The organism is Rhodococcus sp. SORGH_AS_0303 (assembly GCF_030819335.1).
In the GTDB taxonomy this organism is placed as follows: Bacteria; Actinomycetota; Actinomycetes; order Mycobacteriales; family Mycobacteriaceae; genus Rhodococcoides.
The window spans coordinates 294,272-316,118 of record NZ_JAUTBO010000001.1 but is presented as its reverse complement, the minus strand read 5'-3'; the positions used below and the strand labels follow the sequence as shown (position 1 = coordinate 316,118).

General features: G+C 68.6%; 18 protein-coding genes. 13 read left to right on the top strand and 5 right to left on the bottom strand.

The genetic code is table 11. The features are described from left to right. Positions 1–13: 13 nt before the first annotated feature. Together QE449_RS01480 and QE449_RS01475 are read right to left on the bottom strand one after the other, a co-directional pair. Positions 14–2,104 carry a transglycosylase domain-containing protein gene (locus QE449_RS01480; protein WP_081821327.1) on the bottom strand — a complete coding sequence of 697 codons (2,091 nt, stop codon included), beginning with the start codon at positions 2,102–2,104 and terminating at the stop codon, positions 14–16. A 655-nt stretch (positions 2,105–2,759) separates the two neighbouring features. Next, positions 2,760–3,179 carry a DUF5318 domain-containing protein gene (locus tag QE449_RS01475; RefSeq protein WP_307108059.1) on the bottom strand — a complete coding sequence of 140 codons (420 nt, stop codon included), beginning with the start codon at positions 3,177–3,179 and terminating at the stop codon, positions 2,760–2,762. A 138-nt stretch (positions 3,180–3,317) separates the two neighbouring features. Between QE449_RS01475 and QE449_RS01470 the strand changes: the two genes are divergently transcribed. The 4 genes from QE449_RS01470 to QE449_RS01455 all read left to right on the top strand — a co-directional run bounded on the left by QE449_RS01470 (position 3,318) and on the right by QE449_RS01455 (position 6,814). Continuing rightward, positions 3,318–4,115, top strand: a complete 798-nt coding sequence (locus QE449_RS01470; RefSeq protein ID WP_307108058.1) for a DUF1707 domain-containing protein — start codon at positions 3,318–3,320, stop codon at positions 4,113–4,115. Positions 4,116–4,124: 9 nt separating this feature from the next. Then, positions 4,125–4,964, top strand: coding sequence for a DUF1707 domain-containing protein (locus QE449_RS01465; protein WP_307108057.1), 840 nt, complete (start codon positions 4,125–4,127; stop codon positions 4,962–4,964). Between the two features lie 127 nt (positions 4,965–5,091). Continuing rightward, entirely contained in the window at positions 5,092–5,730 is a 639-nt protein-coding gene (locus QE449_RS01460; protein ID WP_027506004.1) for a PadR family transcriptional regulator, read from the top strand. After that, positions 5,723–6,814, top strand: a complete 1,092-nt coding sequence (locus tag QE449_RS01455) for an inositol-3-phosphate synthase (protein WP_027506003.1) — start codon at positions 5,723–5,725, stop codon at positions 6,812–6,814. The genes QE449_RS01460 and QE449_RS01455 overlap by 8 nt, the downstream gene beginning before the upstream one ends. 67 nt (positions 6,815–6,881) lie before the next feature. Here the strand turns inward: QE449_RS01455 and QE449_RS01450 are convergent, their stop codons facing one another. Beyond that, a complete protein-coding gene (locus tag QE449_RS01450) occupies positions 6,882–7,424 on the bottom strand; it encodes a hypothetical protein (RefSeq protein ID WP_307108056.1) in 543 nt (180 codons plus the stop codon). 133 nt (positions 7,425–7,557) lie between these two features. On the opposite strand from QE449_RS01450, the gene QE449_RS01445 reads away from it, so the two are divergent. The 5 genes from QE449_RS01445 to QE449_RS01425 all read left to right on the top strand — a co-directional run bounded on the left by QE449_RS01445 (position 7,558) and on the right by QE449_RS01425 (position 13,270). Further along, complete coding sequence (locus QE449_RS01445; RefSeq protein ID WP_307108055.1) at positions 7,558–8,787, top strand: BREX system ATP-binding domain-containing protein; 1,230 nt, start codon at positions 7,558–7,560, stop codon at positions 8,785–8,787. Further along, positions 8,703–11,006: a hypothetical protein gene (locus QE449_RS01440; RefSeq protein ID WP_307108054.1), complete on the top strand. Its 2,304-nt coding sequence runs from the start codon at positions 8,703–8,705 to the stop codon at positions 11,004–11,006. The genes QE449_RS01445 and QE449_RS01440 overlap by 85 nt, the downstream gene beginning before the upstream one ends. A 113-nt stretch (positions 11,007–11,119) precedes the next feature. After that, positions 11,120–11,935, top strand: a complete 816-nt coding sequence (locus QE449_RS01435; protein WP_056440912.1) for a DUF2786 domain-containing protein — start codon at positions 11,120–11,122, stop codon at positions 11,933–11,935. Continuing rightward, positions 11,932–12,450, top strand: coding sequence for a TIGR04338 family metallohydrolase (locus QE449_RS01430; RefSeq protein WP_307108053.1), 519 nt, complete (start codon positions 11,932–11,934; stop codon positions 12,448–12,450). Before QE449_RS01435 ends, QE449_RS01430 begins: the two co-directional genes overlap by 4 nt. A 52-nt stretch (positions 12,451–12,502) precedes the next feature. Next, positions 12,503–13,270 (top strand): LLM class F420-dependent oxidoreductase, encoded by a 768-nt coding sequence (locus tag QE449_RS01425; RefSeq protein WP_307108052.1) that lies wholly within the window; start codon positions 12,503–12,505, stop codon positions 13,268–13,270. Between the two features lie 3 nt (positions 13,271–13,273). On the opposite strand, the gene QE449_RS01420 is transcribed toward QE449_RS01425, so the two are convergent. After that, positions 13,274–14,638 carry an ammonium transporter gene (locus QE449_RS01420; protein ID WP_307108051.1) on the bottom strand — a complete coding sequence of 455 codons (1,365 nt, stop codon included), beginning with the start codon at positions 14,636–14,638 and terminating at the stop codon, positions 13,274–13,276. A gap of 190 nt (positions 14,639–14,828) precedes the next feature. Here QE449_RS01420 and QE449_RS01415 point away from each other — a divergent pair, with 190 nt between their 5' ends. The 3 genes from QE449_RS01415 to fdhA all read left to right on the top strand — a co-directional run bounded on the left by QE449_RS01415 (position 14,829) and on the right by fdhA (position 18,744). After that, positions 14,829–16,652 carry an ABC transporter substrate-binding protein/permease gene (locus QE449_RS01415; protein ID WP_307108050.1) on the top strand — a complete coding sequence of 608 codons (1,824 nt, stop codon included), beginning with the start codon at positions 14,829–14,831 and terminating at the stop codon, positions 16,650–16,652. A 3-nt stretch (positions 16,653–16,655) separates the two neighbouring features. Continuing rightward, complete coding sequence (locus QE449_RS01410; RefSeq protein ID WP_056440906.1) at positions 16,656–17,411, top strand: amino acid ABC transporter ATP-binding protein; 756 nt, start codon at positions 16,656–16,658, stop codon at positions 17,409–17,411. Positions 17,412–17,523: 112 nt separating this feature from the next. Beyond that, the gene (fdhA, locus tag QE449_RS01405) at positions 17,524–18,744 is read left to right on the top strand and encodes a formaldehyde dehydrogenase, glutathione-independent (RefSeq protein ID WP_056440903.1); all 1,221 of its coding nucleotides are present in this window, start codon (positions 17,524–17,526) and stop codon (positions 18,742–18,744) included. Positions 18,745–18,790: 46 nt separating this feature from the next. Here fdhA and QE449_RS01400 read toward each other — a convergent pair whose 3' ends face one another. After that, positions 18,791–19,621: an alpha/beta fold hydrolase gene (locus QE449_RS01400; protein ID WP_056440899.1), complete on the bottom strand. Its 831-nt coding sequence runs from the start codon at positions 19,619–19,621 to the stop codon at positions 18,791–18,793. 153 nt (positions 19,622–19,774) lie between these two features. Between QE449_RS01400 and QE449_RS01395 the strand changes: the two genes are divergently transcribed. After that, positions 19,775–21,829: a PhoX family phosphatase gene (locus tag QE449_RS01395; RefSeq protein WP_027505992.1), complete on the top strand. Its 2,055-nt coding sequence runs from the start codon at positions 19,775–19,777 to the stop codon at positions 21,827–21,829. The last annotated feature ends 18 nt before the right edge of the window (positions 21,830–21,847 follow it).

Here is a 21,847-nt window from a genome sequence, read left to right as displayed (position 1 = left end):
CTGCCCGTCACCCCTAGCCGCCGGGCGGCGTGGCCGGCTCCGGAGCCGCCCCGTCGTCGGGCGGGGTGACGGCGGAGGGTTCCGCCGGCGCCGGGGCCAGACCGGGAACCGGAATGGTGATGCCCGGCAGGATCTCGACCTGCGAGGGGACGACGACCGGCGGAGCGACGGGCTCCGGCGTCGTGGGCTCCGGCGCTGCGGAAGAGGATGTGGGCGGCGCCGCGGTCCGTGTCGGCGCGGGTGCCGAGTACTGCGGCACACCGGCCTGGCCGGCGATCGCACCCGGTGCAGGGAACGACTCGACGGGCGAGCCCTCGAGGGACGCGTCGAGCGTGTCCTTCCAGATGTCCGACGGAAGTCCGGAGCCGTAGATGGGTCCCCCGTAGCTGTTCTCCAGCGGGAGGCCCTGCTCGGTACCGACCCACACGGCCGTCGCCAGAGACGGCGTGTACCCGACCATCCAGGCGTCCTTGTTCTCGCCGGTGTCACCGAGCTGCGCGGTACCGGTCTTCGCGGCGGAGGCGCGTCCCTCGGCCAGGTTGTGGCCGTTCGAGTAGCCCGCGATGGGACGCATGGCCGCCGTGACGTTGTCCGCGACGGCGGGGTCGACCCGCTGCTCGCCGGGGTCCGCTCCGCGATCGAGCAACACGGTGCCGTCGGCCGTCACGACCTTCTGCACGAAGTGCGGTGCGTGGTAGGTACCCGATGCGGCGAGCGTCGCGTACGCGCTGGCCATGTCGATGACACGGGACTGGTACTGCCCGAGCACGATGCCGTTGTTGGGGCCGGCGCCGTTCGGCTCGGTCAGGGTCTCGCCGATGCCCTCGACCTCGGTCGGGATACCGAGGCGGTGCGCCATGTCGGCCACCGCCTGCGGGCCGCCGTCGAGGCTGAGCTGCAACCGGTAGAAGCTTGTGTTCAGCGACCGCTTGAGCGCCTCGGCAATGGTGCAGGTACCGCAGGACTCGCCCTCGACGTTGCCGATGGAGATGCCGTTGACCGTCAGCGGCGAGCTGTCGTACATCTGCGACAGCGGGATGCCCTGATCCAAAGCCGCCGCCAGGCCGAAGACCTTGAACGACGAACCGGTCTGCAGGCCGGACTGCGCGAAGTCGAAGCCGCGGCCGTCGACACCGCCGTAGTACGAGCGCACCGCACCGGTGCGGGGGTCGATCGACACCGACGCCGTGCGCAGCTCGGACGGTTCACCCTCCATGTTGGAGTTCACGGCGTCGATGGCGGCCTGCTGATCCTGCGGATCGATCGTCGTGGTGATCTGCAGTCCGGCGGTGTTCAGGTCCTGCTCACTGATGCCCGACGCGGTGAGCTCCTTGAGCACCTGGTTCTTGATCAGTCCGTTCGGGCCGGCGTCGGCGGCGTCGCCGCTGTCCACCGAGGCGAGCGGTCGCCACTGCGGGTACTGCATCGCCTGACGCTGGGTCTGATCGAGCGCACCCATCGTGACCATGCCGTCGAGGACGTAGTTCCAGCGGCTCTGCGCACCCGTCGGGTTGTTCTCCGGATCGAGTCCGGAGGGCTGCTGGATGGTGGCCGCGAGCACGGCACCCTCCTCGACGCTCAACTGCTCGACGGGCTTGTCGAAGTACGCCTTCGACGCCGCCGCGATGCCGTACGCGCCGCGGCCGAAGTAGATGGTGTTGAGGTACGCGGCGAGGATGTCGTCCTTGGTCCACTGACGCGCCATCTTCGAGGAGATGACCAGCTCGCGCATCTTGCGGGTGAGCGTCCGCTCGGACCCCACGAGCGCGTTCTTCACGTACTGCTGCGTGATGGTGGATCCACCACCGGCGCTGTCGCGCCCGAGCACGTTGTCGCGAGCGGCGCGTGCGAAGCCGGTGACCGAGAATCCGGGGTTGGAGTAGAAGTCACGATCCTCGGCCGACAACACCGCATTGCGGACGTGCTCGGGGATCTGTCCGATCTCGACGTCGGTGCGGTTGCCCTCGGGAGGGACCACCGTGCCGAGGACGGACGTTCCGTCCGACGCGAGGACGGTGGCGACCTGGTTGGTCTTGATGTCACCGGGCCGCGGAACGTCCTCGACGACGTACGCGACCATGAACACCAGGACCGGAACGACCATGCCCAGCGCGATCAAGCCGTACAGCGTGCGCCGCAGGACCTTCCACTTCGACTTCTTCTTCGTCTTCGTGGCAGTACCTCCTGATGGCGGTTCGGTGGGTCCTCCACCGAACCGGTCCCGGTCACCGTCGGCGTCGCCACGCGAGTGGGACGTCACGGGCCGGGAGGGTGGAACGTCGGTCGCCCGTGGATCGTCCGAGTACGGGCGCGGCTGCGAGAACGCCTGCGACCGCGGCGGGGGCGCGGTCGGGGGGATCTGGGTGGTGTCCGGTCCACGATCGTCGTAGGACGGCGGACCGTAGGCCGGGCGCCGCGGGTGATCGGCCGGCGGCCAGCTCGGCGGGGGACCACCGGGGCCGTCCCGGCGAGGCGCACGCGGTGGGGGTGGGCCCGACGGCCGCTGCTGGGGATCGCGGACCGGCTCGTGGCTCGGGCGCCCGTGACGCGGTGGTTCCCCGGGCCCGTCGGGTCGACCGTGGCGGCCGGACGAACGCCCGCGATCGTCACCGGAACTGTCGTAGGGGGAACTCACTCACGTACTCCACTGTCAGGACGCACGTGTGACCAGGTGGCGACGGTCACGTGTGCGTCGGGCTCGTTCGACTCGGTTGCGCGGGGGACCACCGACGGACGGTACCGCCGACGACCTGCGTCCGTCACTCACTGGCCGTGCGTCGGCGGGAGGCGGAGCGTGTGCGGGGGCTCTTGGGCGCCGGAACGGCGCCCAGGACGTACGACTGCACGAGGTGGTTCCAACTGCAGGTTCGGCAGACCTCGACGACGTGCACGGAGAACTCCTCCTGCGTGCCGGCGAGGCGGATGAGCTCGTCCGCGGTCCGGGCCGAGCCGTTCATCGTCCCGAGCTTCTCCCCGAACACCCAGGAGACCAGCGTGAGCTGCTCCTTCCGGCAGATGGGGCACGCCACGGTGGACGGCCGACCGTGGAACTTCGCCGCTCGGAGGAGGTAGGGATCGGCGTCGCAGACCTGGGCCATCGCCGTTCGTCCGGAGTAGACCTCGGCGAGCAGCGACTTGCGCTGCAACGCGTAGTCCACCACCTGCCGCTGTGATCTCACGGTGACCAGAGTACGTGCGCCGTCGAGGTGGGGTGGTGCTCGACCCCGTCCCGTGCGCTGGAGCGGAGCCGTGGAGCCGGAGCACTTGAGGGACCCGGTCCACGGGCCTACCATCTGGCGATGCCGACGGTCCGATCTGTGGGTGTCAGAGCGCGTGACCAGGACAGAGTGCACGCGTGCGCCGCGCTGGACCGTGCGCTCGCGGACGGCCAGATCGACGCCGAGGAGCACGCCACCCGTATCGCCCTCGCCACCGATGCACGTGCGCTCGAGGACCTCCACGATCTGATCGGCGATCTGCAGGGCGAGTCCGATTTGGCTCCGATGGCGTCGCCCGGGACGGCAGCCGCGGGGCTCTCCCGTCGGGGTCGGCCGAGCGTGCTGAGCGCGGTGATCCGGTGGGCTGTTCTCCTGGTCGTCGCCGCACTCCTGTTCTTCGGTGTCCGCGCCTGTGCGTCCGACGACAGCGCGACCGGCACCTACGGCTCGGCCGGCTATCTCGAACCGCGCGCGATGGACGACATCGTGGCGTCGACGGGCATGCTGCTGGGAACCACCGTCGTCGACGAGCTGATGTTCTACTCCGAGTACGCGCTGCTGAGGGCGCCGAGTCCCGACGATCCGGGCCGGGAGAGGCGTTATCAGTACCGCGACGGCGAGTGGAGACAGTCGGACGACGCGGACAGGGACCGAGAGACGGCGATCGTCGACCTCGCCGACCTGGGCCCCGGCGTGCTCGGCGGATTGGTCCTGGGCGCCGGTGCGAGCCTGAACATCGCCGAGATCGACTCGCTGTACCTGTTCGTCCGGAACACCGGCGCCGGCCCCGCGATCAGCCTGCACGCGAGCAACGAGGCCGCGAACGAGGACGGATACCTCGAGGCTTCCCTGTCGGGCGACTTCCTCAGCGTCACCCCGTTCGATCCGACCGAGTAGGAGACGACGATGGCGACCGGACAGGATCGACGACTGCGCGCCCGTGACATCGATCGCGCCGTGGTCGCGACCGCTCTCGACACCGCGTACGCGGACGGGCAGCTGACATTCGACGAGCACCGGTCACGGGTGGCGGCGGCGAGAACGGCGACGACACTGGGCGATCTCCACGCGTTGGCCGCCGATCTGCAGGCGGCCGTACCGCTGCCCGAGGCGATACGGCCCGCACCCGGACCGTCCCGGCGCCCGGTGATCGTGGGTCTGCTCGTCGTGGTCCTCGTCCTCGGACTCGCCGTCGTGCTGGCGGTCCGCGGATCCGATGCGCCGTCGTCGCCGAGCGTCGCGGCTCCGTCGTCGTCCGTCGGCCCGGGAGCGACGGCCGCGGGCACCGTGACGCCGATCGTCGCGCGACCCTTCGTATTCGACACCCCGGAGGGCCTGGCCGACTTCCGCGACCGGTGGATCACACGATTCGGCGACCCCGAGGTCACCGAGTTGGTGCTGTACCCGTCGGACGATCGCGCCTCTCTGACCCGCCTCGCCGAGAGCGACCGCGTGCGCGACGTGTCGGTCCGCGGCGGTTTCGAGGAGTCCGCCGCCACGAGCCCGAGGGAGACGGACGAGCTGCCCTTCGACCTCACCGCGCTCGACGTCGCGGCACTGGCGGGCCTGATGGCGGGTTCCGCGTCGTTCGTCGAGGTACCGGACGCGTCGGTCACCCACGTGATCGTGCGCAACGAGGGAGTGCCGGAGGTACTGGTCTACGCCGCGGATGCGGACGGCCGCGGTGGATACCTGCAGGCCACCCTGGCCGGTGAGGTCACGCGGGTCAGCCCCCACCGTCCCTGACGGGGCCCGTGTTCATGTTCTCGACAGTTACACGTACCCCCATATATCGGCCCGATACATGTGGCGGTTATAGTGAGCGAGCGTCATCTCGACGCGGACTCGGGTCGGAACAGGAAGGGGACCGCACATGCTCGAACTGGCGATCCTCGGCCTGCTCCTGGAGACACCCATGCACGGTTACGAGCTTCGTAAGCGACTCACCGGACTTCTCGGTGCCTTCCGGGCCTTCTCGTACGGTTCGCTCTACCCCACCTTGCGTCGTATGCAGGCGGACGGGCTCATCGTCGAGAACCCCGGAGTCCAGGGCGCCGTCAAGCGTCGGGCACGTCGTGTCTACGAACTCACGCCGGCCGGCCGAGCTCGGTTCACCGAGCTGGTCGCGGACACGGGTCCGCAGAACTACACAGATGATGGATTCGGCGTACACCTGGCCTTTTTCGGGCGCACCCCCGCTGAGGCGCGGATGCGGATACTCGAAGGTCGGCGTCGCCAGGTCGAGGAGCGCCGTGAGGGGCTCCGCGACGCCATCGGCCGAGCAAGTGGGTCGTTGGACAGGTACACGCGCGGATTGCATCAGCTCGGCCTCGAGTCGAGCGAGCGCGAAGTGCGGTGGCTCAACGAATTGATCGCTGCCGAGGCAATGGCGATCACTTCGGAGAGTCCACCGCCCGCACCCACGACCGACACCTCGGCCGTGGCACACCCGGAGAGCACGTCGGCTCCGGCCACCCGATACGGAAAAGAAGGAGAACCCGACCATGAGTGACAACAGCACTGCGGTGCGCGTGGCCATTGTGGGCGTGGGTAACTGCGCGTCGTCCCTGGTTCAGGGCGTGCAGTACTACAAGGACGCCGACGAGAACACCACCGTTCCCGGCCTCATGCACGTGAAGTTCGGCAAGTACCACGTCCGCGACGTCGAGTTCGTCGCCGCGTTCGACGTGGACGCCAAGAAGGTCGGCTTCGATCTGTCCGAAGCCATCTTCAACAGCGAGAACAACACCATCAAGATCGCCGACGTGCCCCCGAGCGACGTCAGCGTCCAGCGCGGCCCGACACTCGACGGCATCGGCAAGTACTACTCGGAGACCATCGAGATCTCCGACGCGGAGCCGGTCGACGTGGCGCAGGCACTGCGTGACGCGAAGGTCGACGTGCTCGTCTCCTACCTGCCCGTCGGATCCGAAGAAGCCGACAAGTTCTACGCGCAGGCCTGCATCGACGCGAAGGTCGCGTTCGTCAACGCGCTGCCCGTCTTCATCGCGTCCGATCCGGTCTGGGCCAAGAAGTTCACCGACGCCGGTGTGCCCATCGTCGGCGACGACATCAAGAGCCAGGTCGGTGCCACCATCACCCACCGCGTCATGGCCAAGCTGTTCGAGGATCGCGGCGTCCAGCTCGATCGCACGATGCAGCTGAACGTCGGCGGCAACATGGACTTCCTCAACATGCTCGAGCGCACGCGCCTCGAGTCGAAGAAGATCTCGAAGACGCAGGCCGTCACGTCCAACCTGCAGCGTGAGTTCAATGCGAAGGACGTGCACATCGGCCCGTCCGATCACGTCGGCTGGCTCGACGACCGCAAGTGGGCCTACGTCCGCCTCGAGGGTCGCGCGTTCGGTGACGTCCCGCTGAACCTCGAGTACAAGCTCGAGGTCTGGGACTCCCCGAACTCCGCCGGCGTCATCATCGACGCCGTGCGTGCAGCGAAGATCGCTCAGGACCGCGGAATCGGCGGACCTGTCGTGCCCGCGTCCGCGTACCTGATGAAGAGCCCGCCGAAGCAGCTCGCCGACGACATCGCTCGTCAGCAGCTCGAGGCGTTCATCATCGGCTCCGACGAGCAGTAGCCACTCGCGAACGTCCCGACGGGGTCGTCACGGTCGATCACTCGGCCGCGGCGGCCCCGTCGGCGTCTCACCGGTCGAGCGGGCCGTCGGGGACGCCGAGCAGGTACGACGTGGTGCCGCGGACACCGTCGGACACGAACACCTGGAACGTCTTATCGCAGGTCTCGGTACCGAAGCGGACGACGGCGAGTCGATGGTGCGCACCCGTCACGCGCGGCCCCCGCGGAGGAGACGATTCCGTGAGCGGTCGGCGACGTGCGGACGCCGCCGCGTCGTGCTCGTACGTCACGACGGTGCCCTCGGTGGTGACCACGCCGACGGCCGTGATCGGTTCCGTCGCACTCGTGGACAACACCGGCGTGATCACGATCTCCCCCACCTCGTGGTCGCCGTCGGTGACGACGATGGTGAAGCGATCGGAGCCGAAGGACGACGGGTCGTCCTCCCACCGGTCCACGGACGCCGTACGCGAGTAGGTGAACATCCCGTCGGACGCGACGTCCGCGGTACCGCAGGACGGGCCGGAACCCAGTCGGTGGCTCCGCTGTGGGCACAGGGGCGAGGCGACGGACCCCGCCAGCAGGCAGGCCGTGACGGAGGTTCGAGGCATGGGTCGCTCCTGAGGGTCGTGCGCCGGCCGGGTCGGCCGGATTCTCCTTGACTCACCGTGCCCGACGCGTGCACAAGAAGTGCAAAAGTGCCTGCGTGCGGCGCGAATACGTACAGCTGACTAGACTTGTCCGGTGACGAGTGACTCACCCGCTTCCGTCCGACTCGTCGGTGCCGTCACCGTCGAGCGTGGCTCTCGGGTGGTCGATCCCCGCATCATCGGTGGGCCGCGCTGCGTCGAACTGCTGTCGTATCTGACGGTCAATCGCCATCGAGAGGTCTCGCACGACGAGTTGGCGGACCTGCTCTGGCCGGAGAAGCGGCCGCGCACCTGGAATTCTGTGTTGCGCGGGGTGATCTCGAAGGTGCGGGACGTTCTCGACGCCGCAGACATCGCGGGTACGTCGATCGTGTCCCGTACCGGCATGGTGCGTCTGACTCTTCCGCCGGACACCACGGTCGATCTCGAGGAGATCCGGGACGCGTGCCGGCGCACGGAGGGATCACCCGCGGACCGCGCCCGCGATGCCCGGACGGCGTTGCGTCTGCTCGCCGAACCCGTGCTCATCGGAGCCAACGGCGCGTGGGCGGACGACGTCCGGCGAGAGTTCGACGACCTGCGGCTCACGGCCCTCGAAGCGGACGCCACCGCGTCGATGGATCTGGGTGCGTTCGAGAATGCCGTGTCCTCCGCGGAGTCCCTGCTGGCAGCCGACCCCCTGCGCGAGAGCGCGTACCGCATCGCCATGCGTGGCTACGTGGCACTGGGCGACCGCGGACAGGCTCTCGGGGCGGCGGCGCGATGCCGAGCGGTGCTGGCGGACCGGCTCGGGGTGAGCCCCTCACGCGAGACCCAGTCGTTGTACCTGGAGTTGTTGGAGGACGATACCGAGACCACCCCAGCGCAGCGCGAGGAGCCGCCGGTGGGATCCGCCTTCGTCGGACGCGATGTCGAGATGAGCCGCATCGTCGAGGACCTCGAGGCGGCCGCTGCCGGTCATGGACGGTTTCTCCTGGTCTCGGGTCCGCCGGGGGCAGGGAAGACGTCACTCGCCCGCGCCGTGATGCAGCGTGCCCGCGCCGCCGGCACGGACGTCGTGTCGGGTCGCTGCAGCGAACACTCGACCATCCCGTACGAACCGTTCGTGGAGGCAGTCACCCGCGACCTCGACTCGCGCGGCGTCATCGGAGCGCGTCAGTGGCTGCGGACCAACGGCACCGACATCCTCGGCATCATCCCGGGGCCGCACGTCGATTCGGGGACCTCATCCCCCCGCACGTGGACGACGACCGCACAGGGGCGTCCGACGCGGTGCAGCGGTGGCTCGTCGGGCCCGCTCGACAGGCCCCGACCCTGCTCGTGATCGACGACCTGCAGTGGGCCTCCGGCACGACGGCCGCCCTGGTCCGCCATCTCGCGCGGTCGACGCAGAACGACCGACTCTGCATCCTCGCGACAATGCGGGACGAGAACCTCGTGTACCCGGAACTCCAGGCGACCCTCGACGTCATCCGGTTGTCGGCGGGGTTCCGCGAGATCACCCTGGGCGGACTGTCTCTGGCCGCGGTGCACGACCTCCTTCGCGAGCAGAACTCGACCCTCGACCCCGAGGCCATCGTGGCACGGACGGGTGGCTCCGCCCTGCTGGTCGCAACCGTCATCGCGGCACACGAGCGCGAACCCGGCGGCTCGCTCCCCTTCACGGTCACGGACGCGGTGCGTCTCGCGAGTCGCGAACTCAGCTGTGACGCAGTCACTCTGCTCGAACTGTGCGCGGTGACCGGGGTGACGGTCTCGCGCCCGCTGCTGCGGGCCGCCTCGACGATCCCGTCCGATCTCCGTTTCGCCGAGACCCTCGACGAACTGCTGGCCGTGAACTTCCTGGTCGCCGGCGACACCGACGACGAGCTGGTGATGAGACACGCTCTCGTGCAGTCGACTCTGTACGACGCGATACCCGGGGCGCGGCGAGCGCAGATGCACTCCGACGTGGCTCGGGCCCTGGTCGATCTCGGTGCCGACACCACCGCCGACGAACTCGCGCGCATCGCGTACCACTTCGGCAGGGCGCTGGACTCCGACCGCTCCGAGGCCGCGCTCTACGCGCGGCGTGCCGGCGACGCCGCCTACGCGGTGTCCGCGTACGAGGACGCGGTGGTGGGGTACCGGACCGCCCTTCGGAAGATGGTGCCGCACGGCGACTCCCGAGAGCGGTGCCGACTGCTGATCGACCTCGGCCGGGCGCAGCGCAAGTGCATCGACCGGTCCTACCGGGCCACTCTCTTCGACGCGATCGCCATGGCGCGGAGACTGGGCGACGTCGACCTACAGGTCGACGCGACGCTGGCGGACACGATCAGTGGTGCGGGCCTGTTCCAGATGTTCGACCCGTTGCCGGAACGACTCGACAGCCTGCACGACGCACTGCACGTCCTCGAGGACTCCGGCCGCTCGAACAGCGCCGCCACGGCCAAGGTCCTGGTACTGCTGGCCATGGAGCTGAGCTGGACCGATGACTGGAAGGAACGCCGAGACCTTCTCGAACAGGCTGTGACGCTGGCGCATTCGGTGGGAGACCGCAGTGCCCTCGAGTCGGCGCTGCGCGCGATGCTGTGGTGCCTCCTGGTGCCCCAGTGCTGGGATCTGCGCCAGGAGGCGATGACGCGCCTCGTCGAGCTGGAGTCGACATCGTCTCGGCGGCATCGCGATCCGTCCGCCGCCACCATCCTGGCCAGGACCCAGCAGGCGTTCGGCGACCTCGGCGGCGCCGACTCGACACTCGCGGCGGTGACCCGGGCCGATCTCGCGGGCGACCCCGAGATGACCTGGGCCATGGTGTGTTCCAAGTTCGGCGTGGACGTGTCGGCAGGACGACTGGTGCGCGCGGAGACCGTGCTGGCACGGATCTGCGAGACGCCCGACGCCGCGCTCGGCAGCCACACCTACGGCCGCGAACACACGTCGATCCTCACCCTCCGGACGATGCGCGGAGATCTCCGGCACTTCGCGGATCGGCGCGACGAGATGGCCACGATGTTCGACCTGATCCCGGCGTTCCGCCCGGTCGTGGCGTCCTCGCTCGCCGACGTCGGACGCATGGACGAGGCGCGCGAGCTGATGGACTGGTACGACGAGCAACGGCTCGCGGCGATCGCCCCGGACATGCTCTGGCTGATGTCGATGACCTTCATCGCCCGTGCCGGTGCCACGGTGGGCAACACACTGGTGTGCACCGACGTGTACGAACGGTTGCTGCCCTACGCGGAGCAGACCGTGTCGGTCGCCCCGAGCGTCTTCGGCGTGGTGCACCACCACCTGGCCGACGCGTCCCTGGCCACCGGTCACGTCGAGCGAGCGGGTCGCCATCTGCACGCCGCGCGGCGCCTGCACGTCGCCCGCGGCTTCGAGGGATGGAGCGCGGAGGACGCGTATCTCGGTCTCCGCATCGAGCACGCCCGCACCGGACGGCTCGCGGCCCGCGCTCTGGCGTCGGCCCGCACCCGTGCGGACGTCATCGGAGCCTCGGCGGTCCGGCGGCGCATCGACGCCGTCGCGGCCTTGGTGGAGAACTCCGAGCGCTGACTGCTACTCGCCGACGCGGTCGTCCGCAAGACCCTGCGAGCGCCTGTGGACGGCCGTCCCCGGGGACGCTCGGTGGGCCCGGCTCACGGCTGGTCCGGGCGTACTCTCGGCCCGTGAGTTCAGACAGGATGGTGGCCCGCATCGGTGGGCTTCTGCGTCAGGCCGAGTCCACGGACAATCCCCACGAGGCCGAGGCGTTCATGGAGGCCGCGCAGCGTCTCGCGACCGCCGCCTCGGTCGATCTGGCCGTGGCACGCTCGCACACCGCCTCGCGCGAGAAGCGGGCGACGCCGGTGCAGCGCGTCGTCCACATCGGGGAGCACGGCAAGAAGGGCCTGCGCACCTACGTCCTGCTGTTCGTGGCCATCGCCCGCGCGAACGACGTGCAGTGCGACGTGGCGCAGTCGTCGACGCAGGTCTTCGCGTACGGGTTCGAGAGCGACATCGACACGTGCGAGGCCCTGTACGCGAGCCTGCTCGTGCAGATGGTGCGCGCGAGCGACACGTACATCTCGTCGGGTGCGTACCGGGACGCCACCGTGGACCGTGAGGTCACCGTCGTCCGAGGACGCCGGCGCTATCGCACGGTCGAGCGGGCGCCGCTCGCCGGCGTCACTGCCAGGATCGAGTTCCAGACCGCGTTCGCGCACCGGGTCGGCGAGCGCCTGGCCGCCGTCAAGAAGGAGGCCGAGGCCGAGGCGGTCGCCACGGAAGCTCCCGAGGCCGGCACCGCACTGGTGTTGCGTGACAAGGAGATCGAGCTGCGCGACTTCTACCGGTCCGCCTCCACCGCCCGGGGTACCTGGCGCGGCAGCTCGGGTCGCTCGTACTCGTCGGAGGCTCGGCGAGCCGGAGACCACGCCGGTCGACGTGCACGCCTGGGCAATCAGAGCGAGATCGGCGGCCCCCGAGGACAACTCGAACGGTGACCCGCGACAGCCAGCGCTCCCGCGTCTACGACGCCGAGCATCAGGTCCGCACCATGTTCGACCGCGCGGACGAACGGGGCCTGCGCACCGTCGAGATCCTCGGGTCCACGGTCACCCTGCCGATCGAGCGGCGCTTCGCCTCGCTCGACTCGGTGCAGACCTACGTCGACGGCGTCACCGCTCTGGACTGGGTGCGCAGCGAGTGGCCACGCGCGGCCGTCCCGGTACGGGTCCGGGCCCGCTCGGGCGCGGGCGCCGCGCACTACGAGGTCGACACCGCCACCATCGCTGTCCCACTCCACGTACGGGGACGCGCATGGGCCCTGCGCGAGATGGTGGTGCTGCACGAGATCGCGCACCATCTCGAACCCGGCGATCCGGACGACCACCGCGAACCGGCCCACGGCGGCGCGTTCGTCGATCGCTATCTCACCCTGGTCTCGGAGATCATCGGCGCCGAGGCAGGTTTCGTCCTCCGCGCGACGATGCACGCGTGTGGAGTGCGCATCGGTTGACAGGCCGGGCACCATGGAAGCGACAGCCAGCGCACTCACCGAAGGATCACACATGTCCGTTCGCATCGGAGTTCAGCTTCAGCCCCAACACGCCCCCGATTACGGCCTCATCCGCGACGCGGTGTTGCGGTCCGAGGACGCCGGCGTGGACATCGTCTTCAACTGGGATCATTTCTACCCGTTGTACGGCGACCTCGACGGCGCCCACTTCGAGTGCTGGACGATGCTGGGCGCCTGGGCCGAGCAGACCTCGAACGTCGAGATCGGCGCGCTCGTCACCGGCGGCGGCTACCGCAATCCCGACCTGCTGGCCGACATGGCGCGCACCGTGGACCACATCAGTGGAGGACGGCTGATCCTGGGCATCGGCGCCGGGTGGAACCAGAAGGACTACGACAACTTCGGCTACGACTTCGGCACCGCCGGCTCACGCCTGGCACTGCTCGACGAGAGTCTCGCCCGCATCACCTCGCGTCTCGCCGTCGGCAATCCGGCGCCCACTCGCCACATCCCGATTCTCATCGGCGGCGGTGGTGAGAAGAAGACGCTCAAGATGGTCGCCCGCTACGCGGACGTCTGGCACAGCTTCGCCGACCTGGACGCGCTGAAGCACAAGTCCGAGGTCCTGGCCGGACACGGTGAGACCGTCGGCCGCGACGTGTCGCAGATCGAGCGATCGGTGGCGTGGCCGGGCGCGGGCGACGCGCAGGCCTTCGTCGACGCCGGAGCCACCCTCTTCACCGTCGGCGTCAACGGCCCCGACTACGACCTCACCGAGCTGACCGACGCGATCTCCTGGGCGCGGTCGCACCAGGGCTGACGGTCAGCCGGACTGTTTCCCGAACAGACCCGAGCTGCCGTGTCCGCCGTGCGAGGAGGCGAACTCGTAGGCGGACTCGGCATGCTCGTGTTCGTCGATGCCGTCCGTCTCGTGCTGCGGATCCGCTCTGATCCCGATGGTCAGCTTCAGCACCGTGGCGATGGCCGCGGTGACCAGGAACGCATAGGCGAGAACGACGACGACGGCGACCACCTGTCGACCCAGCTGCGTGACGCCGCCGCCGTAGAACAGGCCGTCGACACCGGGCGGCATGTCGCTGCTCGCGAGGAGGCCGATCATGAGCGTGCCGACGATGCCGCCGACCAGGTGCACTCCGACCACGTCGAGCGAGTCGTCGTACCGGAAGCGGTACTTGAGGCCGATCGCCAGGGCGCAGGCGACACCGGCGGCAGCGCCGACGCCCAGAGCGCCGATCGGGGTGACGGCCGTGCACGACGGCGTGATGGCCACCAGACCGGCGACGACACCCGACGCCGCGCCGAAGGATGTGGCCTTCCCGTCGCGGATCTTCTCGACCACCAGCCACGCCACCATCGACATCGCGCCCGCGCCCATCGTGTTGACCAACGCGACCGCGGCGACGCCGTCCGCCGCGAGCGACGATCCGGCGTTGAAGCCGAACCAGCCGAACCACAGCAGCCCGGCACCCACCATGACGGCGGGCAGGTTGTGCGGTCGCATCGCCTCCCGGGGCCACCCACGACGCTTGCCGACGACCAGGGCGAGCGCCAGTCCGGCCGCGCCGGCATTGATCTCCACCGCGGTGCCCCCGGCGAAGTCGATGGCCTTCAGCTGGTTGGCGATCCAGCCCCCGGTCTCCGCGGTGACACCGTCGAACGCGAACACCCAGTGTGCGACGGGGAAGTAGACGAGTGTCGCCCAGAGGCCGGCGAAGATCACCCACGGCATGAAACGCATCCGGTCGGCGACGGCGCCGGACACGAGCGCCACGGTGACCATCGCGAAGCCTGCCTGGAAGGCGACGAAGGCGAGCGCCGGAACGGTTCCCACCAGCGGGATCTCGACCGCGCCGCCCCCGGCTCCGAAGCTGCCGCCGATCAACGAGGTGAGGCCGGCGAACTGCGTCGGGTTCCCGATCCACCCACCGACGCTGTCGTCGCCGAACACCATCGAGTATCCGAACAGGACCCACAGCACCCACACGACCCCGATGGCCGACAGGCTCATCATCATCATGTTCAGCACGCTCTTCACGCGCACCATGCCGCCGTAGAAGAACGCGAGCCCCGGAGTCATCAACAGCACCATCGCGGCACTGGCCAGAACCCACGCCGTGTTGCCGGCATCCGGAGCGCCCGTCAGCGGGTACTCGAGACTGGAGTACATACGAACACCTTCCGTCCCCCGGCGCACACCCTCCAGGCGTCCTGGATAGTCGGTGACGTGCGCCCCGACGGAGACTAGACCCCTGGTCGGAGCGGTCCCCACGGCGATCACCGGCAACAGATCACTGAGCACAACCATTGCGCGTTCGACGTTTCGGTGATCCCGGCACGTGAGCCCTAGTGTTCATCTCATGCTTGCGCACCGCGTGGGACGGAAACTCATCGTCCTCGTCTCCACACTTCTCCTCGCCGTCCTCCTCGCGTCCTGCGGCACCTCGGACGGCGGCTCGTCGGACGGCTCCTCGTCCGCTGCCGCGGCACCGACCGAACTGTGCTCACCTCCCGGTGTGGACAGCGCGTCGTCCACGCCGACCAACTTCGACGCCGCGGCCGCCGCCGCGACCGAGGATCGGTACACGACGCCGTCGGTCACGCCGCTCGATCGCATCGACACCTCGCAGCTCGGACTGATCACGCCCGGCCAGCTCACCGTCGGCACGCTCTCCGACGCGCCGCCGAGCATCTGCGTCGACGGCTCCGGCACCTACACCGGCTACGACAACGAGCTGCTGAAGGCCGTCGCCGCGAAGCTCGGCCTGCAGATCAACTTCTCGGGCACCGAGTTCTCGGGTCTGCTCGCGCAGGTCGCCGGCCGACGCTTCGACGTCGGGTCGTCGTCCATCACCACCACCGACGAGCGGCGCAACACGGTCGGCTTCACCAACGGCTATGATTTCGGCTACTTCTCCCTGGTCGCGAAGGCCGGCGGACCGATCACCGCCTTCGAGAACCTGGGGCCGGACACCCGTATCGGCGTCGTGCAGGGAACGGTGCAGGACGACTACGTCGTCAACACCCTGGGCCTGGACCCGGTGAAGTTCCCCGACTACAACACCGCGTACGCAAATCTCCGCACCGGACAGATCGACGCCTGGGTCGCACCGTCGCAGCAGGCCGAGGGCCTGGTGAAGCCGGAGGACGGCACCGCGATCACGCAGAACACGTTCAGCCTCAACAACTTCGTCGGGTGGGCCGTCGCGCGGGACAACCAGCCGCTGATCGACGCGTTGAACTCCGGCCTCGACGCGATCATCGAGGACGGGACCTGGGCCCAGCTGTACTCCGACTGGGTGCCGCGCGAACTCCCGGAAGGATTCAAGCCCGGTAGCAAGGCAGCGCCGCAGCCCGAGCTTCCCGACTTCGCGGCCATCGCCGCCGAGAACGACGCGAATGCCCCGGCCGCGCAGGCCGTCGCACCGAAGTCGACGTTCGAGCAGCTCGGCGACACGTTCTTCGACTGGAACCTCTACAAGCAGGCGCTGCCGGACCTGCTGGAGACCGGCCTGCCGAACACGCTGATCCTCGCGCTGGCATCGGGCATCATCGGCACGGTTCTCGGCATGCTTCTCGCACTGGCGGGCCTGTCCCGCACCCGCTGGCTGCGCTGGCCGGCACGCGTCTACACCGACATCTTCCGCGGACTGCCCGCCGTCGTGATCATCCTCGTCATCGGTCTCGGCATCGGACCGGTGGTCAGCGGCATCACCGGCAACAACCCGTACTGGCTCGGTGCGGTGGCGTTGTCGCTGCTCGCGGCCGCGTACATCGGCGAGATCTTCCGATCCGGCATCCAGAGCGTCGAGAAGGGGCAGATCGAGGCAGCGCGTGCTCTCGGGTTCAGCTACCGACGCTCGATGCGCCTGGTCGTGGTGCCGCAGGGTGTCCGGCGCGTGCTTCCCGCACTCGTCAACCAGTTCATCTCGCTGATCAAGGACTCGTCGCTGATCTACTTCCTGGGTCTGCTGGCGACGCAGCGCGAACTGTTCGCCGTCGGCCGAGACCTCAACGCGCAGACCGGAAACCTGTCACCCCTGGTGGCGGCCGGACTCGTCTATCTCGCGATGACCGTCCCGCTGACCCACCTGGTCAACTACATCGACAAGCGTCTGCGCGTCGGCAAGGCCGAGCAGACACTCGACCCGGTCGAGCAGGCCATCGTCGTGGAAAGAGGCTGACACATGACCACCGCACCCTCGACCGAGCCGTTGACCGGCGTCTCACTCGCCGGCCGTGACCTGCACCTGTCCTTCGGCACCAACAAGGTCCTGCGCGGCGTCGACATCGACGTCGCCGCAGGAGCCACCACCACTGTCATCGGACCGTCCGGGTCGGGCAAGTCCACGCTCCTGCGCGTGCTCAACCGACTGCACGAGCCCGAGCAGGGCGACATCCTGCTCGACGGACGCTCGGTGCTGAAGGACGATCCCGACGCGCTGCGCCAGCGCATCGGCATGGTGTTCCAGCAGTTCAACCTGTTCCCGCACCGGACCGTCCTCGACAACGTCGCGCTCGGTCCGTGGAAGTTGAAGGGACTGAGCAAGGACGACGCACACGCCGCCGCGCTCGCCCAGCTCGACAAGGTGGGCCTGAAGGAGAAAGCGGGCTCGCGCCCCGGCAACCTCTCCGGCGGTCAGCAGCAGCGCGTGGCCATCGCGCGAGCACTCGCCATGGAACCGCAGGTGATGTTCTTCGACGAGGCCACGTCCGCCCTCGACCCGGAGCTCGTCAAGGGCGTGCTCGCCCTCATGGCGGACCTCGCGACCGGCGGCATGACGATGGTCGTCGTCACGCACGAGATGGGCTTCGCCCGCTCGGTGTCCGACCGCGTGCTGTTCATGGACCACGGCAGCGCCGTCGAGGTGGGCCCGCCCGCAGCGCTGTTCGACGACCCGCAGACCGAGCGACTGCAGAGGTTCCTGTCCGAAGTGCTCTGATCCCCGAGCCGCGAATGTGACGCCGCGCACAGCATCTCGCGTACGGTCGAGAGAGATGCCGACATTCGCACTCGAGAATGTCGGCGCTCTACCTCGAACGGGAGCTGAAAACATGGCCGACAACAGAGCCGTCGCCTACGCCGGAGCCGGGAAGGTCGAGGTCGTCGACATCGACTTCCCCAGCTTCACCTTGCAAGACGGGCCCGGCGTGAACCCGGCGAGTGTGGGCCGCGAGTGCCCGCACGGAGTGATCCTGAAGGTGGTGTCCACCAACATCTGCGGCAGCGATCAGCACATGGTTCGCGGCCGCACGACGGCACCCGAGGGCCTGGTGCTCGGGCACGAGATCACGGGCGAGGTCATCGAGGTGGGCCGCGACGTGGAGTTCATCAAGCAGGGTGATCTGTGCTCGGTGCCGTTCAACATCGCGTGCGGTCGCTGCAAGAACTGCAAGGAACGCAAGACCGGCATCTGTCTGAACGTCAATCCTGATCGTCCCGGCGCCGCCTACGGCTACGTCGACATGGGCGGCTGGGTCGGCGGCCAGGCCGAATACGTCATGGTGCCGTACGCGGACTGGAACCTGTTGAAGTTCCCGAACCGAGACCAGGCCATGGAGAAGATCCTCGACCTGACGATGCTGTCGGACATCTTCCCCACCGGCTTCCACGGCTGCGTCACCGCTGGAGTGGGCGTCGGATCGACGGTCTACATCGCCGGCGCCGGTCCGGTCGGGCTCGCCGCCGCAGCCAGTGCGCAACTGCTCGGCGCCGCCGTCGTCATCGTCGGCGACCTCAACGAGAGCCGGCTCGCGCAGGCCCGAAGCTTCGGTTGCGAGACCGTCGACGTCAGCAAGGGCGATCCGAAGGATCAGATCGAGCAGCTGCTCGGGGTGCCGGAAGTCGACTGCGGCGTCGACGCCGTCGGTTTCGAGGCACGCGGTCACGGTGACGGGTCGGCGACGGAAGCGCCTGCCACCGTGCTGAATTCGCTGATGGACATCACGACGGCGGGTGGTTCGCTCGGCATTCCGGGGTTGTACGTCACCGGCGATCCCGGCGCATCCGACGAAGCCGCCAAGGTCGGCGCGTTGTCGCTGAGCCTCGGCACCGGGTGGGCCAAGTCGTTGTCCTTCGCCACCGGACAGTGCCCGACGATGCAGTACCACCGCGGCCTGATGATGGCGATCCTGCACGATCGCGTGCAGATCGCGAAGGCCGTCAACGCACGCGCCATCTCGCTCGAGCAGGCTCCGCAGGGCTACGCCGACTTCGACTCCGGTGAGGCCACGAAGTTCGTGCTCGACCCCCACGGGCTCCTCGGCGCGGCCTGACCGACTCTCGCGAGGTGGGCTGTGGCGCCCACCTCGCGAGTGCGCGTCAGCCCAGGAACGCGAGCAGTTCCTGGTTGAACCGATCCGGGTGCGAGGTGTTGAACCCGTGCGGGCCGCCCTCGACGAGTACCAGGGTGCTGTTCGCGATCGCCTCGTGTGAGCGCTTGCCACTCACCTCGAACGGAACGATGGCGTCCGCGTCGCCGTGGATGACGAGGGTGGGGACGTCGATCTTCGGCATGTCCTCACGGAAGTCGGTGCGCGCGAACGCCTCGATGCACCCGAGGATCGCCGGTGTCGACGCTTCGGCCGCCATGTCCACCGCGTACTGACGATCCTCCTCCGAGACCTTCAGCTCGCCGTTCGCGCTGAAGAAGTTGGTGGCGAAGCCGTCGAGGAAGGCGTTGCGGTCCTCCTCGACGCCGTTCTCGAAACCCGCGATCGTCTCGTCGTCCAAGCCGCCGTCGGGGTTGTCCTCGGACTTGTAGAGGTACGGGGGAACAGCACCGGCGAGAACCGCCTTCGCGATGCGGTCGCTGCCGTACTTCGCGAGGTAGCGCACCACCTCGCCGCCGCCCATGGAGAAACCCACCAGCGTCACGTCCCGCAGGTCGAGCGTCTCCAGCAGGACCGACAGGTCCGCGGCGAACGTGTCGTAGTCGTAACCGGACTCGGGCTGCGACGAGCTGCCGAATCCACGCCGGTCGTACGTGACGACGCGGTGGCCCGCGTCGAGCAGTGCGACGATCTGGGGCTCCCACGACCGCTCGTTGAGCGGCCAGCCGTGGATCAACACCACCGGCGCGCCCTCGCCTCGGTCCTGGTAGTGCAGGTCGATCGGGGCGTCGTTCTCGACTCCCACCGAGAGCATCGGCATGTCGTGCCTCCTTCGTCGCGGTGTCTCCGCGTCGCTCTCGGTCTACCCGGAGCGTGCCCCGACGACACACGTTCGCCCACCGTTCACCTTCCTGCACCCGGGGAGTTGCTTACCTTCCCTTTGCCTTTTGCCCGGCACTTCTACGGTCGACCGGTGACCACGATTCCGCTTCCCCTGATCGTCTCCCATCAGCACGACGGCAGCTCCTCGCGGTCGTCGCTGACGTGCAAGTACAAGTGCGGCGACGCCTGCTTCCACGAGGTGCCCAACACGTCGTCGAGCGAGTACTTCGGCGACATCGTCAAGACGGCGATGACGCGCCGCGGCATCCTGCGCGGTAGTGCGATGGCCGTGCTGGCCGTCGGCGCCACCAGCGCCCTCGCCGCGTGCGGCACAGAGGACTCGGGCACGGCCACCACCGCGTCGGCCACCCCGACCCCGGAGCCACGTGGACTCGACTTCGCCGCCGTCGCGCCCAACACCGAGGACGCGGTCGTCGTCCCGGAGGGGTACGAGCAGGCCGTCGTCATCCGGTGGGGCGACCCGGTGGTCGAGGGTGCGCCTGCCTTCGACTTCGACAACCAGACCTCGGCGGCCCAGGAGAAGCAGTTCGGATTCAACAACGACTTCGCGGGTCTGCTGCCGATCGACGGGTCGTCCACCGAGTACCTGCTGGTGGTCAACCACGAGTACACGACGGAACCGTTCCTCTTCAAGGGGTACGACGCGGAGAACCCCACCGCGGAGCAGGTCGCCATCGGCCTTGCCGCCCATGGTCTCTCGGTGGTCCAGGTGGCCGGTGAGAACGGCTCGGGCAAGCTCACCCCGCAGATGGGCCGCTACAACCGTCGCATCACCGGATCGACCGAGTTCGTCCTCACCGGACCCGCGGCCGGCAGTGACTTCCTCAAGACCTCCGCCGATCCCACCGGCACCAGGGTGTTCGGCACGTTCAACAACTGCTCCGGTGGCGTCACCCCGTGGGGCACCGTGTTGTCCGGCGAGGAGAACATCAACCAGTACTTCGCCAACGCCGAGAGTGTGACCGACCCCGTGGTCGCCGAGCGTCTGGCGCGCTACGGCGTGGAAGGTGCTGCGTCCGAGCGCAAGTGGGAGCGATTCGACAAGCGCTTCGATCTGGCGCAGGAGCCGAACGAGGTGAATCGCTTCGGCTGGGTCGTCGAGGTGAACCCGTGGGACCCCACCGCAGCGCCGATCAAGCACACGGCACTCGGCCGGTTCAAGCACGAGGCCGCGACCATCCACGTGACCGACGACGGCACCGTGGTCGCCTACAGCGGTGACGACGAGCGTTTCGACTACATGTACAAGTTCGTCTCCAGCCGGAAGATGATGCAGGGCACCGGCGCTGCGGCACTGCGGTCCAACGTGACGCTTCTCGACGCCGGAACCCTCTACGTCGCGACGCTCTCCGGTGACGCGCCCGACCAGATCGACGGCTCCGGAAAGCTCCCGACGACGGGACAGTTCGCCGGCAAGGGCGAGTGGATCCCGTTGTTGCGTACCGGCGAGGACGGCCGCGGCGAGTCCCTGGTCGACGGCATGTCCGCCGAGGAGGTCGCCGTCTTCACGCGCCTCGCCGGTGACAAGGTCGGCGCCACCAAGATGGACCGGCCGGAGGACTTCGAGCCGAACCCCGTCACCGGCAAGGTGTACGTGGCGCTGACCAACAACTCGAACCGAGGCACCGAGGGCAAGGCCGCCGCCGACGAGGCGAATCCGCGGGACAAGAACAAGAACGGACAGGTCCTCGAGCTCGACGACGACCACGCCGGGACCAGTTTCACGTGGAACCTTCTGCTCGTCTGTGGCGATCCCGCAGCCGCCGACACCTACTTCGGTGGCTTCGACAAGTCGCAGGTCAGCCCGATCTCGTGCCCGGACAACCTGGCGTTCGACGCCGACGGCAACCTGTGGGTGTCGACGGACGGCAACGCCCTCGACTCCAACGACGGCCTGTTCTCGGTGGTTCTCGACGGTGACCGCCGCGGCCAGACGAAGCAGTTCCTCACCGTGCCGAAGGGCGCCGAGACCTGCGGTCCGATCGTGCAGGAGCAGCGTGTCGTCGTGAGCGTGCAGCACCCGGGCGAGGAGGACGACGCCAGTGCCGACGCCCCCGCCTCGCACTGGCCCGACGGTGGCGACTCGCAGCCCCGTCCGTCGGTCGTCGCGGTGTGGAAGGTCTGACCTTCTCCCTGCCGTCGT